The organism is Paenibacillus sp. RC67 (genome assembly GCF_030020805.1).
Classification (GTDB): Bacteria; Bacillota; Bacilli; order Paenibacillales; family NBRC-103111; genus Paenibacillus_S.
Window position 1 is genome coordinate 1,357,330 of sequence record NZ_CP125098.1, and the last position, 17,383, is coordinate 1,374,712.

General features: G+C 48.1%; 15 protein-coding genes and 1 pseudogene. 10 read left to right on the forward strand and 6 right to left on the reverse strand.

Features of this window, described 5'->3' with window-relative positions; all coding sequences use genetic code 11:
- Positions 1-47: 47 nt before the first annotated feature.
- From QMA13_RS06245 to QMA13_RS06255, 3 genes and pseudogenes are all read right to left on the reverse strand, one after another.
- A complete protein-coding gene (locus QMA13_RS06245) occupies positions 48-1,652 on the reverse strand; it encodes an N-acyl-D-amino-acid deacylase family protein (protein WP_282940271.1) in 1,605 nt (534 codons plus the stop codon).
- A gap of 285 nt (positions 1,653-1,937) precedes the next feature.
- Positions 1,938-3,062 (reverse strand): alanine racemase, encoded by a 1,125-nt coding sequence (locus QMA13_RS06250; RefSeq protein WP_282940272.1) that lies wholly within the window; start codon positions 3,060-3,062, stop codon positions 1,938-1,940.
- Positions 3,059-3,725: pseudogene (locus QMA13_RS06255) on the reverse strand (helix-turn-helix transcriptional regulator). The gene QMA13_RS06250 and the pseudogene QMA13_RS06255 overlap by 4 nt, the downstream one beginning before the upstream one ends.
- A gap of 168 nt (positions 3,726-3,893) precedes the next feature.
- Here QMA13_RS06255 and QMA13_RS06260 point away from each other — a divergent pair.
- The 7 genes from QMA13_RS06260 (at position 3,894) to QMA13_RS06290 (ending at position 12,039) form a co-directional block, all read left to right on the forward strand.
- A complete protein-coding gene (locus QMA13_RS06260; RefSeq protein ID WP_282940273.1) occupies positions 3,894-5,663 on the forward strand; it encodes a cache domain-containing sensor histidine kinase in 1,770 nt (589 codons plus the stop codon).
- A complete protein-coding gene (locus QMA13_RS06265) occupies positions 5,660-7,069 on the forward strand; it encodes a response regulator (protein WP_282940274.1) in 1,410 nt (469 codons plus the stop codon). The genes QMA13_RS06260 and QMA13_RS06265 overlap by 4 nt, the downstream gene beginning before the upstream one ends.
- Complete coding sequence (locus QMA13_RS06270; RefSeq protein WP_282943280.1) at positions 7,057-7,236, forward strand: helix-turn-helix domain-containing protein; 180 nt, start codon at positions 7,057-7,059, stop codon at positions 7,234-7,236. Before QMA13_RS06265 ends, QMA13_RS06270 begins: the two co-directional genes overlap by 13 nt.
- Positions 7,237-7,341: 105 nt before the next feature.
- Positions 7,342-8,682 (forward strand): extracellular solute-binding protein, encoded by a 1,341-nt coding sequence (locus tag QMA13_RS06275; protein WP_282940275.1) that lies wholly within the window; start codon positions 7,342-7,344, stop codon positions 8,680-8,682.
- Between the two features lie 662 nt (positions 8,683-9,344).
- Positions 9,345-10,220 (forward strand): carbohydrate ABC transporter permease, encoded by an 876-nt coding sequence (locus QMA13_RS06280; RefSeq protein ID WP_282940277.1) that lies wholly within the window; start codon positions 9,345-9,347, stop codon positions 10,218-10,220.
- A 103-nt stretch (positions 10,221-10,323) separates the two neighbouring features.
- Positions 10,324-11,112: a carbohydrate ABC transporter permease gene (locus QMA13_RS06285; RefSeq protein WP_282943281.1), complete on the forward strand. Its 789-nt coding sequence runs from the start codon at positions 10,324-10,326 to the stop codon at positions 11,110-11,112.
- A gap of 51 nt (positions 11,113-11,163) precedes the next feature.
- Positions 11,164-12,039, forward strand: a complete 876-nt coding sequence (locus QMA13_RS06290; RefSeq protein ID WP_282940278.1) for a sugar phosphate isomerase/epimerase family protein — start codon at positions 11,164-11,166, stop codon at positions 12,037-12,039.
- A gap of 127 nt (positions 12,040-12,166) precedes the next feature.
- Here QMA13_RS06290 and QMA13_RS06295 read toward each other — a convergent pair whose 3' ends face one another.
- Entirely contained in the window at positions 12,167-12,313 is a 147-nt protein-coding gene (locus tag QMA13_RS06295; protein ID WP_282940279.1) for a hypothetical protein, read from the reverse strand.
- Between the two features lie 412 nt (positions 12,314-12,725).
- Here QMA13_RS06295 and QMA13_RS06300 point away from each other — a divergent pair, with 412 nt between their 5' ends.
- Positions 12,726-13,349 carry a C40 family peptidase gene (locus tag QMA13_RS06300; RefSeq protein WP_282940280.1) on the forward strand — a complete coding sequence of 208 codons (624 nt, stop codon included), beginning with the start codon at positions 12,726-12,728 and terminating at the stop codon, positions 13,347-13,349.
- Here QMA13_RS06300 and QMA13_RS06305 read toward each other — a convergent pair.
- Positions 13,342-14,283 carry a S66 peptidase family protein gene (locus QMA13_RS06305; protein ID WP_282940282.1) on the reverse strand — a complete coding sequence of 314 codons (942 nt, stop codon included), beginning with the start codon at positions 14,281-14,283 and terminating at the stop codon, positions 13,342-13,344. The genes QMA13_RS06300 and QMA13_RS06305 overlap by 8 nt on opposite strands.
- A gap of 233 nt (positions 14,284-14,516) precedes the next feature.
- Here QMA13_RS06305 and QMA13_RS06310 point away from each other — a divergent pair, with 233 nt between their 5' ends.
- Both QMA13_RS06310 and QMA13_RS06315 read left to right on the forward strand, forming a co-directional pair.
- A complete protein-coding gene (locus QMA13_RS06310; RefSeq protein WP_282940283.1) occupies positions 14,517-15,092 on the forward strand; it encodes a LysE family translocator in 576 nt (191 codons plus the stop codon).
- Between the two features lie 26 nt (positions 15,093-15,118).
- Positions 15,119-15,895 (forward strand): AraC family transcriptional regulator, encoded by a 777-nt coding sequence (locus tag QMA13_RS06315; RefSeq protein WP_282940285.1) that lies wholly within the window; start codon positions 15,119-15,121, stop codon positions 15,893-15,895.
- A 62-nt stretch (positions 15,896-15,957) separates the two neighbouring features.
- Here QMA13_RS06315 and QMA13_RS06320 read toward each other — a convergent pair whose 3' ends face one another.
- Positions 15,958-17,319 carry a catalase gene (locus tag QMA13_RS06320; RefSeq protein ID WP_282940286.1) on the reverse strand — a complete coding sequence of 454 codons (1,362 nt, stop codon included), beginning with the start codon at positions 17,317-17,319 and terminating at the stop codon, positions 15,958-15,960.
- Between the last annotated feature and the right edge of the window lie 64 nt (positions 17,320-17,383).

Consider the following 17,383-nt stretch of genomic DNA (forward strand, 5'->3'; position numbering starts at 1 on the left):
TTGGGTATGATGCTGAATGGGTTGTACTTTATCAAAATGAATAAGGACTAGTGGCTGCAGCAATGGTGCGCACGAATCAGAACGCCTTCTCTGGCATGAGTATGCCGATTGCCGAGCAGCGTCGGTTTGCCGCCGACCAGCACGTGAGAGAAACCTGCCGGATATTGACGTGGATCCTCGAAGGTTGCGTTGTCCTGAATGGTTTCCGGGTCAAACACCGCAATGTCGGCGGCATAGCCGGGGACCAGCAGACCGCGTTTGCCGAGCTTGAATCGCTGCACCGGGAACGATGTCAGCTTGCGAACAGCTTGCTCCATTGTCAGCACCTTGTCCTCACGCACATATTTGGCAAAGACGCGCGGGAAGGTTCCATACAGCCGCGGATGAGGCTTACCGGTTTCGCAGGTCAGGCTATCCGACGCAATCAGCGATCGCTCGTAGCCGATAACCTGCTTCACATCCTCGTCGGCCATGTGGAAATAGACGATGGAGATGCGGCCCTGCTCTTCGAGCAGCAGATCCATCATGCAATCGGCCGGATGCAGGCCGCGTTCCTCACTGATTTCTGCCAAGTGCTTGCCTTCGAGATGACGATTCGCTTCGTTATGCACGGCGGAAATAAAGACGCTCTGCCAACCGGTGGAGCACACCAGGTTGTCCCAGTCCTTCTGCTCCTGTCCCAGTTCTTCACGGATGCGTTGGCGCAAACGGGGATCCCGGAAGCGTTCGAGTACGCTTTCGATACCGCCTTCCAATGCCCATGGAGGGAGGACGGTTGTCAGTGTTGTGGAGCCGGCGTTGTAAGGGTAGACGTCGCAGGTGACATCCAGTCCGCGGGAGCGTGCGTCCTCTATAAGCTCCATCGCTTCCAGCACTTTGCCCCAATTGATTTTACCCGCTGCCTTCAAATGGCTGATGTGCAGGGATACGCCGGCTTTCTCGGCAATCCATATGACCTCCTTGACGGAAGGAATCAGGTTATTCCCCTCGCCCCGGATGTGGGTGGAGAACAGTCCGTTGTACTTGGGCAGTACGGAGCATAGCTCGGCAATTTCCTCCTTGGACGTATAGCTTCCGGGCGCATACAGCAGTCCGATGGAGAAGCCGATAGCACCGGCCTTCAGTCCTTCCTCCAGCATGTGCTTCATAAGCTTCAGCTCCTGGGAAGTCGCCGGGCGATTGGCAAAGCCCATCACTGCAATACGCAGCGCCCCGTGAGCTACGTAGGTGGCGATGTTCTCTGAAGGGGAAGAATTAGAAAGCGTTTGCATGTACTGCTCGACGGTTTCCCATGGCCATTCCCAGGATGTTTTCCCAAGCACCGGCTGAACATAGCTTTGCAGCAGCTCTGCCTGTTCCCGGACGAATGGAGCGGGGGCGAGCCCGCAGTTGCCGACCACTTCCGTTGTCACGCCTTGGCGAATTTTTATTTCGCTGAACGGATGATCCAGAATCATAAGATCGGAATGACAGTGGCCGTCAATAAAGCCAGGGGAGATCACCTGCCTGTGGACGTTGATCATCTCGTGCGCCTCCATATCCAGCTGCCCCACAGCTGCAATTTGCCCGTCTTTCACACCTACATCTCCGATAAACCAGGGATTTCCCGTACCATCGACAATACGTCCGTTTTTCAAGATAAGATCCAGCATAGGGTTTGTAACCTCCTGAAGGTTTCCTTTTTATTTCGCGCAGGATAGTCCGAATTTGCTAAAGAATGCATGCAATGGATGATTTCGGTTCATGAAATATGATTTTGATTATCTGACTAAGAAGTGGCAAAATTCATAATTTTCCGATAACAATATCCGCAGCTTTACTCAGCAAAGCAGAAGCCTGCTGGGTAAGCCTTCCTAAAGGGAGCATCCACCGGTTCCAGATTTCTTGATATATCTTTAAAGGGCTACAAGTCTCAGAGATACGGTTTCATCCTAGCTCTATTCGAGCATTCCCCGTCCCAATACATCGAATGGCTCCAGCTTGTCACCTTGCTGGAAAAAGACACGATTATGCAAATTAACGGTACTGCAAATATGATTCGGAATAATATGAAGCCGATCCCCAACCTTCAAATCTGCACGCTGTGCGTCAGGGCCAAGCCGCAGCATGCCATGCTCTTCGGACATTCTCTCCAATATGGCGTCCTCCAGACCAATGACATGACCGAAGCCCTGCAGAAGGAGCGGCTCGGTGTTTGGCTGCACATCGGTCGCGAATGTTTTGCTGCCTCCGTCGATGACGGCCAGGTCTGCCGATGGACGGCTCACGACCGTAACCAGCACACTGCCTGCACAGTCCTCTATCCCGCACACGCCAAAGCGGGCTTGCATCCGATCCTGAAATACGTAGGTTCCCGGACGAATTTCGGTAACGCCTTCAACGGCTGCGGCGTATGCTCCTGTCGGAGTGGAGCCGACGCTGACATCGGTAATAGGAATGCCTTGAGCGCGAATGCGGTCAGCAAGCTCTACCATCAACCGGCCCTCTTCCTCACCGGCGCTTTTCAAATCCATAGTGGGCTTCTTGTTCATCAAGGCACCGCGGAATGTATAAATGCCGGTAAGACGCAGTGACTCCATTCCATGGATTCGAGCTGCCAGAGCCAAGGCGTCCTCGTACAATACTCCCGTCCGCCGCAAGCCCGTATCGATCTCCAGCCGCACGTTCAGCGTATGACCGAGCTTTGCAGCCGTCTGCGACAGCAGCAGGGCGCCTGCCTCGCTGTCTACCCCGAGAATAAGGACTATTTGCTTGCTCAGAGCTATAGCGCGCTCAATTTTGGGGACGGTGACCAGCGGATAAGCAATGAAGATGCTGGAAATCCCATGCTGAGTCATCACTTCTGCTTCGGAAACTTTAGCGACCGTAATGCCTACGGCTCCTGCTTCGATTTGCTGATGAGCGACATGAGGCATTTTATGGGTTTTGGCATGGGGGCGCAGGTTTACCTGATGCCGGCTGGCGGTGTGCGCCATGGTCTGAATGTTATGCTTCATGATCTCGTCATGGATGATGATGCAGGGCGTTTCAGGTACAAAGGACGAAGCTCCGGTATGGTTCATGCTTCCTCATTCCCTTCCGATTCCAGTAGTGTTTTGCCTTCCTCCAAGTAGTTATACAAGGTATACTTGGAAATATTCAAATAACTCCAAATTTTCTCGCCGCCTTTTTTAATCAGGAACGCTCCCTTTGCGGTCGAGCAGCTGAATCATCTTCATCTTGTCTTCCTTGGTCATGACGGCTACCGGTTTGCCTATCTGCTCCTGTGCTTCCTGGATCAAAGCGTCGAGCAGATCACTTACGTTGCTGACGAACGATTCCTTCACTTCAGTCTGCAGACCAGTGGAGGTAAGGGAGTGGAGTGTTTTCTCCGCCATCATTAGCTCGGTAATATCAAAGTTAATGCACAGCGCTCCGATCGTTTTGCCCTCATTGTTTTTCATATACATGGACGTCGAGCGAAGAATGCGGCCGTCCTTGGTCTGAGTGACGTAATTGAATTTGTTGCCGTCGACATGGTTGCCGCGCAGCAGCTCCAGACCGAGATTCGTGCCGGGATCGCCGACCTTACGACCGGTAATATGACCGTTCTCTATCGCTGTAATCGTGCTTTCATACGAGCCTGTCAGGTCATGCAGCACGACCTCGCAATTGTCGCCGAATTGGGCCGCGATGCCCTTCACCAGACTGTTCAGAAATTCGGATTCCTCACGGATATGCTCCATAGGTAAGTGCACCTCCTTTCTCCCGACTATCACGGGACTGTTATGAGAACGATAGTATCACATCCGTTTTAAATGTCAAACAAAAAGTTTGTTCGAAAGAAAAAAAGTATGTTAGTATACAAATAATGATGAATGCGATTACAAAAAAAGTGGCTGGGGGAACCTATCATGAGGCGCTGGTTCGGAAACTCGTTAAAACGGAAGCTGTCCCTGTTTCTGCTGCTGGCTCTTCTGCTGCCTTTATTATTAACCGGGGTTGTATCTTACACGATCGCCACCTCCATTACGGAGGACAAGGCGAAGCAGTCCGGGATGAACACGCTGCGGCAGATCGGGGGCAAGCTAGATTTTATTATTGAGGATGTGGAGAGCATGTCCTTGTTCATTATCGGGCAGCGGGATATCCAAGCCTATTTGGATGATGAAAAAGAAGATGTCGTCCGCTTCACCTTGAACGTTGGTTTTTTGACGAATCTGGCGTTTTCCAAAAAGCATATTTCCAACATTACGATTACAAGCGACGTGGGAAAGCCTCCGCTGTCCAACACGACCGTACTGAGCTCGGGATTGCCTGAGATGCTGAAGCAAAATGAGCAAATCTACCGAAGCAGCACACGATGGTGGACGCCTCTGTATGAGAATCAGACGACCGAGGGCTTGAAGAAGGTCATTTCCCTTGTGCGGCCTGTTCGCAGCATTAACAATTTCAAAAATCTCGGGATGATTTCTATCAGCGTCGATGAGGCTGAGATTGCCCGATATTTGACGGAGGCAGGATGGGAGTCCAGCGGGTTTGTATTGCTCTTGGATCAACAGGACCGCATCTTATCGAGCGGCAAGCCGGAATGGCTGAATCATATGGTGACGGATATTTTTCCTGATATTGGTGCGATGGACGAGGATAGCGGGATCCTGAATTACGGTACGGGCAAGGAGCAGAAGACGATTCTGTACTACACGATCCCTGGACAGCGCTGGAAGCTGGTCGGTTTTATCCCTACGCAAATATACACGAAGCAAAACGGCTATGTGCTGATGGTTACAGCTGTGGCGGTAGGGCTTGCCTTGGTGATGGCCGCTGGACTGGTGATTTATTTTCTGCAATGGGTGACGCGGCCGCTAACCAAGCTTACTCAAAATATGAAGGACATTAACCCCGATGAACCAATCCCTCATTTCGAGGTGCGAAGCACGGATGAAGTAGGCTTGCTGCTGCGCAGCTACAACAAGCTGAGCGACCGTATCCAGCGTTTGAAGGAGCAGGTGCAGAAGAACGAGGCGATGAAGAAGGAAGCAGATATTCAAGCGCTGCAGGCGCAGATCAACCCGCACTTTTTGTACAATACGCTGTCGTCGATCCATTGGATCGCTTTGATGAATAAAGATCGAAAAATTGCCGAAATGGTAGGGGCGCTGAGCGATTTTCTGAGATTCAGCTTGAATAAAGGGGAAGAGTTCTGCCCTGTTCAGCAGGAGGTAGCCCACGCACAAAACTATGCTTACATTCAATCAATCCGGTTTCCTGATCAGTTTGAGATTGAGTTTTTCATTGATCCGGCCATGATGCAGACCCCGATGCTGAAGCTGCTGCTCCAGCCGTTGATTGAGAACAGCGTCATTCACGGGATTCAAAAGAAAAAAGAAAAAGGTCATGTCTATGTCCACGGAGAGCTGCTCGGAGCGTCACGGATGAAATTTGTTGTAGAAGATACAGGCATCGGCATGGAGCCGGCTAAGCTGCGGGAAATCCGCAGAAATATAATGGCAGAGGATACACGAACGGGAATGTCCCAGCCAAGACCCAGCTACGGACTGCGCAATGTTCACCAAAGACTGCTTCTGCACTACGGGCATGAATCGGGATTGATGATTGACAGCGAGTCGGGGAAAGGCACGGAAATATCGTTCATCATTCCGACAGGGGAGGAAATGACATGAGAATTTTGATTGTAGACGACGAGGTGATTATCCGCACCGGATTGTGCACGGTGATCGACTGGAAGGAGCTCGGGATGGAGCTGCTGCCTCCGGCTTCCTCCGCTGAAGAAGCGCTCGCCCGCATACCGGAGGAGAAGCCCCATATTTTATTGACCGATATCCGCATGTCCGGGATGGATGGAATTGAGCTGGCCCATAAAGTAAGGGCGATGCTGCCTGACACGGAGGTTGTTATTTTAACTGGCTATGACGATTTTACTTATGCGCAGCAGGCACTTAGAGAAGGGGTTACGGATTATTTGCTAAAGACGAGCCGTCCCGAAGAGATCATTAAGGCGGCATTGAAGGCCAAGCAGCGCATCTTGGAGAAATGGGAGGCGCTCAAGCAGGAGAATGTTCAAACGGCCGCTTTACGCAGCCAACTGCTGGAACGGTTAATTACGCAAGGGCTTGAACAGGAGTCTGTTCATGAGCAGCTGTTGGTCTGGTTTTGCAAAAATGGCTTACAGCAGGCTCAAAAGGAGACAGCTCCTATGCAGGTGATGCTGGTATCCGCTTTGGGCTGGGGAGATAAACCGTTGGCACGTCTGCTGCTTGGGGCGGCAGAAAATATACTGTTCGAGCTGCTGCCAACCGTGACTCTGCTTAAAAAGGATAGGCTCGTGCTCGTGCTGCCCGCTGCGTCTGGAATGGCAGATCGCGAAATGCTGGAGCGGGCGCTGCTCCGAGTGGAGCAGACGTTGAAGTGTACCGTGTATGCAGCAGTGGGCTGTTCCGTTAACGATTATGGAGAGCTAAAAATGTCGTATCTCGAGGCGGAGCATGTATTCACTTTTCGTGGATTGGTCGGTGAGCGGGGGCTGTATACGATTGAAGAGGTGAAAGACCGTAAGGGAGGAAGAACCGTGTGCTCTCAGAAGGAGGAGGCCGAGCTTTCCGCCATACTGATGAGCAACAATCCGACAGAGCTGAGGCATTGGGTGAATCAGAAGGTGCGCTCACAAATGGAGAACGATACGGTAACCGCTGTCTCTCTTCAAGCCTTCTTGCAGTCGATTCTATTGTCCGGCCACAGGTGGCTGGAGCGTGCCTGCACAGGCACAGGGGATAACAGCGGCACCCAAGATCATGGACGATCACAGCCTGCTTCTCATATATTCACTTGGGAATCGCCCGGACAGCCCGAAGAGGATGTGTTCCGTCTGCTGTCGGGGATGATGTCCGCTTATCATGAGTCTTTAGCCGAGAGCAAATTTTCCTATATTCAAAAATCCATCGCCTATATCAAAGCCAATCTGGATCAGAACTTATCGCTTCAACAGGTGGCTCAATTCGTCCATTTGAACCCGAACCACTTCAGCGAAGTGTTCAAGAGGAGACCGGACTTAACTATATCGAGTTTGTAACACAGGAGCGGATGAGGCAGGCAGCCGAATGGCTGCAGGGCTCTCAGGCCAAAATCAGTGAAATCGCCAATCGTGTAGGGTACGAGGACATCAAATATTTCGGTCAACAGTTCAAAAAGTACACGGGGCAGACTCCTTCGGACTATCGACAATTGCTAAAAGGCTGAAAAAATTCCCCCATCACTCCGAATTCTCTCCCGTTCTTCATATTGAAGCTGTCCCCTATACTTAAAACTGTAAAGAGAAGAGATGACCGAGGAGGGTACAACAATATGAAAAAAGTGGCAACAGTAGCACTAACAGCTGTGATGGCAACGGCTCTTCTGGCTGGCTGTGGTTCAACTGGCAGTACGGACGGTAAAGCGGCTGGTGACAGCGGCAGCAAAGATAAAGCGCAAGCCAAAGTAAAGCTTTCCCTATGGCATAACTACACGGGTGACGATCTTCGTGCCAAAAACATGAGAGCTATTATGGATCAATTCAAGAAAGACCACCCGAACGTAGACTTGGATATTCAAGGGATTCCGCCCGATGGCTATAGAGCTCGCCTGAAAACGGTTGCTGCGGCAAACGAAATGCCGGATTTGTTCGTTATGTGGCCAGGGGTTATGACCAAGGAGTTTGTAGGTGGCGATTTGCTCCAGCCGATCAATACGCTGCTTGACAGTAAGCCGGATTGGAAAAACGGATTCCTGCCGAACTCCTTCGACGATTTCACCATCGACGGCAAAACATACAGTGCACCGATGGCATTGTCTCCTACATCAATCCTTTACTATAACAAGTCGATATTCGATAAATACGGTGTCAAGCCTCCTAAAACATGGGATGACATGATGAGTCTCGTGGATACATTTAAAAAGAACAATATCACCCCGATTGCGCTGGGGAATAAGGCGGCTTGGTTGGCTCAATCCAGTATTTTGAGCTCCTTGGCCGATCGTGTAACCGGTTCTGAATGGTTCTTGAACGCCGCTAATCAAAAAGCCGCGAAGTTCACCGATCCGGAATTCGTTCAGGCGTTGACTTACCTGCAGCAGCTTAGCAAAGCAGGAGCATTCCAAGAGGGCTTCAACAGCATCGATAATACGCAAATGGAGCAAATGTTTGCTCAAGGTAAAGCGGCTATGATGATCGATGGCGGTTGGGCTTTGACAAACCTTGCGGCAGGGGCTTCCAAGGAAGCATTAGATAATATGGGCGTTACAGTACTTCCGTCCGTGCCAGGCGGCAAAGGGGATCCGAACTCCTTATCCGGCGTTGTAGGTACTGGTCTTGGAATGAGCAAGAAAACAAGCGGACCGGCTAAGGACGCTGCTTATGAACTGATTTATGCGTTGTCCGGTCCTGCCGCACAAAAGTCAACTTTGGAGAGCAACCAATTGGTCAGCTACAAGGTAGAGCTGGATAAAACGAAAGTATCGTCCTTGTTCGCACAAGTCTATGAAATGCTCGGCAAAGTGAAAAGAACACCTGTATATGATGGCGTACTGAGCTCTGCGGCAGCGGATGTCGTGAACAATGGCTTGCAAGAGCTGTTGATGGGCGGCAAGCCGGAGGATATCGCCAAGAAGATTCAGGAATCGCAGGCGAAATCGATGGGAGTTAAATAAATTAGCAGGACAGCACATGGCTCCAGTCTTGTCGAAAGGCTGGGGCCATTGGTTTCACTTTAGCGAATCGGCTGGCGAGAAACCAAAACACTTGAAATATGGCTAGTGTTCCTCCGGTGAGATATGCCCCTCCAGCCGCTGTTGTTATCAGGAAATATCGAATTTATTTTATAAGGTGATTTCCTAATAACAAAGGCGGACGCTCCGCTCTTCTGAGGCATATCTCACCTCCGTATTTAGCCAATTTCTCGGGGGGAGCGAGTTTCTCTATTTGCCGAGTATCGCTCAAGAGAAACTGCATTTTTATAAGATTGTCAGTTTCGTTAGAAGAAACTGGGTGTTTTTTAAATGTACTCAAAAAAATGTTAGAGGTGATGGGTGAGATACCTCACCGACAGGCTGTCGAGAAACCATATCGTACAGAAAAATGCGAAAGGTGGTAGGTGGGGTATCTCCTGGAGGAGCGAAAGCGACCGCCTTTGTTATCGGGAAATCATCGTTAGAAAAGCGGATTAATTAAAAATTTCCCGATAACAACAGCGGCTGGAAGGGGATACCTCACCGGGGTACCAAAGCAATTTTTCAGAGCTTCAGGTTTCTCGACAAACTCTAGGTGAGATACCTCACCGAAGAACCTTGTAGATTTTTTTAGGAGGGAAGTCATGACATCAGCGGCACGCATACGGGGGTTTATAACGGTTGCACTTCTTCCGGCCTTTGTGCTTTACGCCTTCTTTGTGATCATACCGGTGTTTTGGTCCGCTTACTACGGTTTTTTTGACTGGAAAGGGATCGGCGCCGCGAAGTTTATCGGTCTCGACAATTATGCGGAGGTCATCAAGGACCCGATTTTTTGGAAGTCGTTCAAAAATAATATGCTGATCGTAGCAGCATCCGTTTTCGGACAGGTGCCTATCGCGTTGGTACTTGCGATCCTATTAATGAAAAGTAACTTGTTTCAAAGAATCATCAGAGCATCGATTTTTATGCCAATGGTGCTTTCATCCGTCGTGGTAGGTATCATCTGGGGCTACATCTATCATCCGCAAATCGGGATTCTTAACTTTTTGCTGGAAAATCTGGGTCTCGCCTCGTGGAAAAAAGCGTGGCTCTCCGATCCGAAAATTTCGATGTACGCCATCATGGTGCCGATTATTTGGAACTTTATCGGTCCGTACATGATTATGTTCATAGCGGCGCTGCAAAACATTTCCCCGGAAATTGACGATGCCTCGCAAATCGACGGCGTTGGTCCGGTTCGTAAGCTATTCGTGATTACACTGCCGATGATTTGGGATACGATCAAGGTTGCGGTTGTTCTATGTATTTCCGGAAGCTTGAAGGCATTTGACTTGATCTATGTAATGACCGGCGGCGGTCCGGCTCATTCTACGGAGCTGCTCGCTTCCTATATGTACAATAACACGTTCAACGTGTTCCGTTACGGTTACGGAAGTGCCGTGTCGACAGCGATTATTATTTTAAGCATGGCATTGATCGTAGGAAGTCAATATTTAATGAAGCGGGAAACGAGATAATCGAATGGGAGGGAATACGATGGAATCAGGATACGCAGTGAAGACGACCGCCTTCCCTCAAGGGCAAACCAGGCAGAAGGTAAAGAGGGGCTCCATCAACATCATGCTCACGCTTTACGCTTTAGTTACGCTGTACCCGTTATTTTGGTTATTCATGAGTGCGTTCAAGAGCAATGAGGAGTTTTTCTCGGCACCCTTTTCTTTACCGGCGCAGTGGCATTGGGATAATTTCAGCCGTGCTTGGGAAGTATCCGGCATGGGCGTTTCACTCATTAACTCTACTATTGTTACTATTGCTTCCTTAGTGCTTACTTTGGTGCTTGGAGCGCTTGCGGCTTATGTATTGGCCAGATTCGAGTTCAAATTGAAGCCTTTGATGATGGGATTGTTTCTGCTGGGCATGCTGATTCCGATTCACAGCACGCTGGTGCCGTTATTTATAATTATGAAAAAAATCGGGCTGCTGGACAGCTACGGGGCTTTGATTTTGCCCTATACCGCATTCGAGCTGCCTCTTGCGATATTCGTAACTGCTGCTTATTTAACCTCCGTTCCTAAAGAAATTGAGGAAGCTGCGTTAATGGATGGAACCGGGTATTGGGGTATCTTTTTCCGTATTATGCTGCCCCTTAGTATTCCGGCGCTGTCTACCGTCGCTATTCTCGCTTTCTTGCGGTTCTGGAACGACTTCGCGTTTGCGCTTGTGTTTATTAGTAAGCCTGCTTTGAAAACATTGCCGCTCAGTCTCTCGGTATTCGCTACCGGCTATTCGACGGATTATAAGCTGACGATGGCGGCTTTGTCCATTGCGGTGCTGCCGACGATCATCGTGTTCCTGTTATTTCAAGAGCAGATCATGAAAGGAATGACGGCAGGGGCCGTAAAGGGTTAAAATGGAATCGAAGGAAAATAAAATCAAGGATTATGCAGGGAGGAACGGAGCATGACATTGTCCAATCGCATCGGTGTCATTGTCGACAGCTTTGGTATCGGTGTGCGTGAAGGCTTGAAAAAGGCGAAGGACGTTGGGGCCGATGGCGTACAAATTTATGCTGTGAGCGGAGAGATGGACCCTGCTGCATTGTCGGTGAGTGCGCGTAGAGAGCTGAAAGATTACATCGCTTCTCTTGGTCTGGAAATCTCTGCCCTGTGCGGTGATCTCGGCGGACATGGGTTCCAGGATCGTACGGCAAATGCGGACAAGGTAGAGAAGTCGAAGCGGATTCTGGATTTGGCGCTCGATCTGGGCACGAACATCGTGACTACGCATATCGGTATTGTTCCGGAGGACGAGCAAAGCGAAGTGTTCCACAGCATGCAGTCCGCGTGTGAGGAGCTCGGGCAGTATGCCAAGAGCTTGAACGCTTACTTTGCTATCGAGACAGGACCGGAGCGTGCAGCTCATTTGAAGCATTTCCTCGATTCGCTCAGCACGAATGGCGTTTCCGTCAACTTCGACCCGGCGAACATGGTCATGGTCACCGGTGACGACCCGGTTCAAGGGGTTCATTTGTTAAAGGACTACATTGTTCATACGCATGTCAAGGATGGCATTCGCTTCCGTGAAGTAGACCCGCGCGAGGTGTACGGAGCGCTTGGCTTCGAGCCTATGGATCACGGCAAAATTGCTCAGATGGTATCCTCCAGCGAAATTTTCAAGGAAGTGCCGCTGGGCGAGGGGAAAGTACCGTTCGAAGCTTACTTTGCCGCTCTGCAGGAGATCGGCTACCAAGGCTATTTGACGATCGAGCGGGAAGTCGGTTCGCAGCCTGAGATCGATATTCGCAAAGCGGTGGAGTTTATTCGCCGTTACAAATGAAGCTTAGCGTACAATATTGATTTAAGGCGATGAAATCATGTATTCCGTTATCTAAATAGCGCCAGCTTGGCTTTGATGCCGGGTCTGGTGCTTTTTTATCATAATAGAATTTATTTCCCAAATAACTCTATCGACTGCTGCCGATAAAAATACCTGAGGTTTTCTGAATGTGAATTTGGCCATTGGACTGGGCCATCTTTCGATCAATAAATTCCTTAAACCGATCGGCCGTCTCCGAGTCCAGAACAAACTGATCTGGGGAAAATCCATTCATAAGACTATTTCACAATGGCCTCCGACTCAGTCACCAACAATGAATCCTCATACAACCATCGCAGCAGAAAACTAACGCAATCATTACTGGAAATGGTAGATTGTTGGCGATTCTTGAAAGCTGATCGGACGATCATCTACGTAAACGGTAATGGCCGAATCCTAGGCGTAAGCAGCCATAGTGGACATTAGCAATGATGCGGCGATCAACCACCTAGCTTCGTCTGCTCAATTGCCCTTGAGAAGCTTGTACTTGTTTATTGCATACTATGAATTTAGACAAAGCGATGTGTGAAAAAACGGGCGGCAGCCTATTAGCTACCATATTTTGAGTGTACCCATCCGTAAAGAATGATGTTAAGTTTAAAAGCGGGAGGTATTTCATTAAGACTAATTCGACTTAGGAGGTTACAATGAAAAAATCTATCATCTTGAGCTCCGCATTAGCCGTAAGTATTATGTTTTCAAGCGTTGCTTCTGCTGCTACATACGATCAGTACACTGCTAAAGACAGTGATACGTTCTGGAAAATTGCCAATCAACAAGGCGTAAGTTTATCCAGTTTAATGGAAATAAATCCAAATGTCGATCCAAATAATATTTACGAGGGTCTGGTCATAAACTTACCCAACGGACATAAGCAAAACTGGGAAGCACAGGCGGATGCAATGATTGCCAAAGGAATGTCGCAACTAGGAGTTCCCTATGTATTTGGAGGAGACCAACCGTACCAAGCATTTGATTGTTCTGGCTTTACTCAATATATGTTTAGAGAGATTGGAATTGAGCTCCCTCATTCGTCCTCCATGCAAAGTGATTTAGGAGAGTATGTTCCAGCCAATCAATTACGTAAAGGTGACTTGGTATTCCTAAGTGATACCTACCAAGCAGGAGTGTCACATGTGGCTCTCTATATTGGAAACAACAAGATATTACAAGCTGGAACAATGGGAACTAGAGAAGTGAAAATCAGCACCTTATTTGGTACACCCTACTATGACTCCCATTATTGGGGAGCACGTCGTCTCGTCAAATAGTTGTTGTATGCGATAAACTAACCGTTGGTTCAAGAACGGTCAAAGTACTGTTATAGGTATTGAGATTAACCACTGCTCCAATAGGTATGGCAGCCTTATAGATTCCATGAGCAGACGCCAGGTTTGTCATAAGTACCTTACCTATTGGAGCTAAGACTTCGTCGATCAGATCATTGTAGGATTTTCCATATGCCGTTTGGCAGTTTGTGCATTCACCCATTACAATGCCAATGCAGTCATTAAGCTTTCCTGCAATTTTTAAATGATTAATCATTCGATACACTTTGTTTATGGGTTCGTGTGTTTCTTCAAGAAATACAATTTTTCCTTTCGTGTCGATTTCATACGAGGTACCAAGCGAATCTACTATGGAAGAAAGATTACCTCCAACAATAGGCCCTGTCACATTCCCGACAACTTTACTTGAAAGTAACCGATTTGGAGGGTTTCGGATAATTCTTGGAGCAATTACTCTAGAGGTCGCCTCAAAAAATTGATCGAAATTATAAGCCGGAGTAGTTGCATTAAAATCAAAAAGCAGCAAGCTGGAAAAGGTAACCAAGTTAGAAAATTGATATAAGGCATTCATTAATACAGAAATGTCACTGTAGCCGGTAAGTATTTTAGGATTCGCAGCAATGACTTCGTAGTCTAAATGAGGGAGAATTCCGAGAACTCCTACCCCTCCTCTAGTGGGAAGAATCATATTCACTTTTTGATTCGTAAACATATTCATTAGATCGGATGCTCTTTGTTCATCTGTCCCCGCAAGAAAACCATCAACCGAATAGACATAGTTACCTACAACAACTTGAAATCCCATACTCCGCAAAAAAGAAATACTATTATTGATCGTGTCAGAATGAAGTGGACTCCCTAATGTTACTATTCCTATGGTATCACCACGTTTCAAGATAGGTGGATATACAGGCATTATTCGACACTCTCCTTGTATATAATTTTCGTATATAAATTTATGTTCGGTAAGTGGAGATAATGCTTGGACCACACGGAAAGTCTGTGTATTAGGGGAATATTGGAAAAGAAATGAGCCTTACACGGCCGGATTGAGCGATATGCCGGGTCTGGTGCTTATTTGCAATAATATACTATAGGGCATTCATGATAAGATGTAGGATATGAGAATAGCTTGAAAGGAGCGTTCTCATGGATATTACATCTTTTTTGATTTACTGCATGATTGCTACTTTTACACCGGGACCTACTAATCTCGTCATCTTGTCCACCGTTAATAATTATGGGACAAAAAAAGCAATGAAATATTCCTACGGAGCAACGGTTGGTTTTGGCTTATTACTTGTGATTTCCGCTGCTTTGAATAACTTGCTAATAACGGGCATGCCGAAAATACTAATTACCATGCAGGTCATCGGGAGCATGTATATGCTCTATCTAGCTTATCTCATTTGCAAATCGGATTCGTCCAACCCAACGGTAAACCAACCGGCAACCTTTTTATCCGGTTTCTTGATGCAGTTCTTCAATCCTAAGGTGGTACTATTTACATGGACTGTAATTCCCGCCTTTATTATGCCCCACTATAGTACGGCCCCTGCTGTAACGCTAAGTATTCTGGCGATAACTTTGATTGGCTTTTTAGCTTTTACAACGTGGGTGCTTTTCGGGACGGTCTTCAAACCGTTTTTACAGAAGCACAATAAGTTAGTAAGTGTTATGATGGCTCTATTATTAGTTTACGCCGCCATTATGATCTGGATGTAGCTCAGCTTAAGTAGAGGTGTTGTGAAATGGACCGTTTTCTCTATAAAAAGTCGGCAGGTATTACGGCCTTGTCAGCAAGTATGACGGAATTTAAATATAAAAAGCACGCTCACAAGGAGTATGCAATAGGCGTAACATTGCGTGGAATTCAACATTATCATATAGATGGCAGCTTACAATTGTCTCATCAAAATGGCGTAATGCTTTTCAATCCGGAACAGGTCCATGACGGAATGGCACATGATAAGTCAGGCCTTGATTATGTAATGCTGTATTTTGATCCGGAATTGCTCCTAGAGGTTATGGGGAAAAAGGAAATTGTGCGATTTTCCACCCCTATTGTGTACGATCATAGACTTGGACAACGAGTTGTCAGCCTTTCTCGAGCCATATTAAGCGAAAAAGACGAGGCGTTGTGCAGTGAATTGTTCTTATCCCTGACGGATTGTCTGGTTCAGTCGAATCTTACTTTGGACGACAAGAAGGATAGTGCGATCATAAGAAAAGCAAAGGACATGATTCATGCAAACCTAGAACAAGTCCTCAAGCTGGATGAGCTCTGTACAGAGCTTGACTTATCGAAATTTCAATTTATCCGGTTATTTAAGGCTCATACTGGCATTTCGCCTTATCAATACTTCCTTAATTGTAGAGTAGAACGTGCGAAGCAGTTAATCGAACAAAATAGGGATATTTATTTAGCGGTAGCTGCATGCGGTTTTTTCGACTTAACCCATTTAAATAAACACTTTAAAAGCGTATATGGAACGACAGCGCTTGAATATATCTCACATATCCACTGAGACGACAAATCCCCCATCCGCTGTTGTAAGCGAATGAGGGAATGCTTCGAAGCACGATTACTTCATTCCTTGGCTTGCTTTTGGAGCTTTCGAACAACCCGCTCCCCAAGCTCTGCAGATGCTTGGTGCAGGTAGCCTAGCACGATGTTTCGCGTTTCGGAAGAAATGCCGGCAAGATCGGCGGCCAGGTTATCTATCAAGTGTTCTTGCTGCAATGGCGCGAGAGCACGATAATATTGTCCGGCTTGCGTGAAGTCGTCTTGTTTAGGGATGTCGGAGCGTTCGAGGTGTCCTTCTACGAATCGCCCATTGCCGCTGGTTACAAGGGAAGCAGGCGTCCAATTCTGCTGATGATTGATCGGAATTTTGCGGAAGTCGGGACCGAGCCGCCGGCGCTGTGAATCCCAGTAAATATTAGCGCGCCCTTGCAGCATCTTATCATCCGATAATTCTGCGCCTTCCAGCAAGTTCGAAGGGGAGAAGGCCAGCTTCTCTACTTGCTCCATATAATGATCTGGATTGCGATTTAGTACTAATCTTCCGACCGGATGCAGGGGATATTGCCGCTCATCCCATACTTTGGTATCGTCCAGCGGATCATAGGGGAGAGAGGACTCGTCTTGGGGGTTCATCAGCTGTACATAAAGCCCATATTCGACGGTTTTACCTGCGGCTAGCGTATCGAATAAGTCCTTGCCGGCATAATCCGGATTCTCGCAGGCGAGCCGGTCCGCTTCTTGACGATCAATATTCTGAACGCCTGCAAGCGGCATCCAATGGTATTTCACATAAGTACGGACGCCTTGAGCGTTTTTCCAGACGTATGTATTGACACTGTGACCCGGAATGTGGCGAAGACTCTTGACGGTACCCGCATCGGAATAGAGCCAGACGAGAAAGTGGGTAGATTCCGGCGCTCGGGCGACGAAGCTCCAGAAGTGCTCAGGATCGAGGAGATTATTGACGGGTGACGGCAGGAAAGCCTTGATTGATTCCGGAAAACGGATCGGGTCCCGGACCAAGAATACGGGGATATGGTTGCAGACAAGATCAAACACGCCTTGATCCGTATAAAATTTGGTGGCGAACCCGCGTACGTTGCGGGAGGTATCCGGCGTGCCTTTGTTGCTAACGGCCAAGGAGAATCTTACCGCAACGGGGACTTGTTGACCCGGGTGCTGTAAGAAACCAAGTTGTGTGTAAGCCGTCATAGCATTTACGGTCTCAAAATAGCCGAATGCGCCATAGCCCTTGACATGCACGGGTCTTTCCAACAGCTTCCCATGTATGAAAGTCTCCAGCGTTTCATGCAGAACGTTATCTTGTTCTAATATGGGACCACGTTTACCCACCGTCTGTGAATGAAAAGCAGCAGGTGCATCCTTCGACCGGTGGTCAGGGCGATTCTCATGGTTCTCGTTCATTACTCTACCTCCTTGTTGGCATGTGAGTGGTTTGGATATATTAAAAGGTATGAAAAGCTTCAAT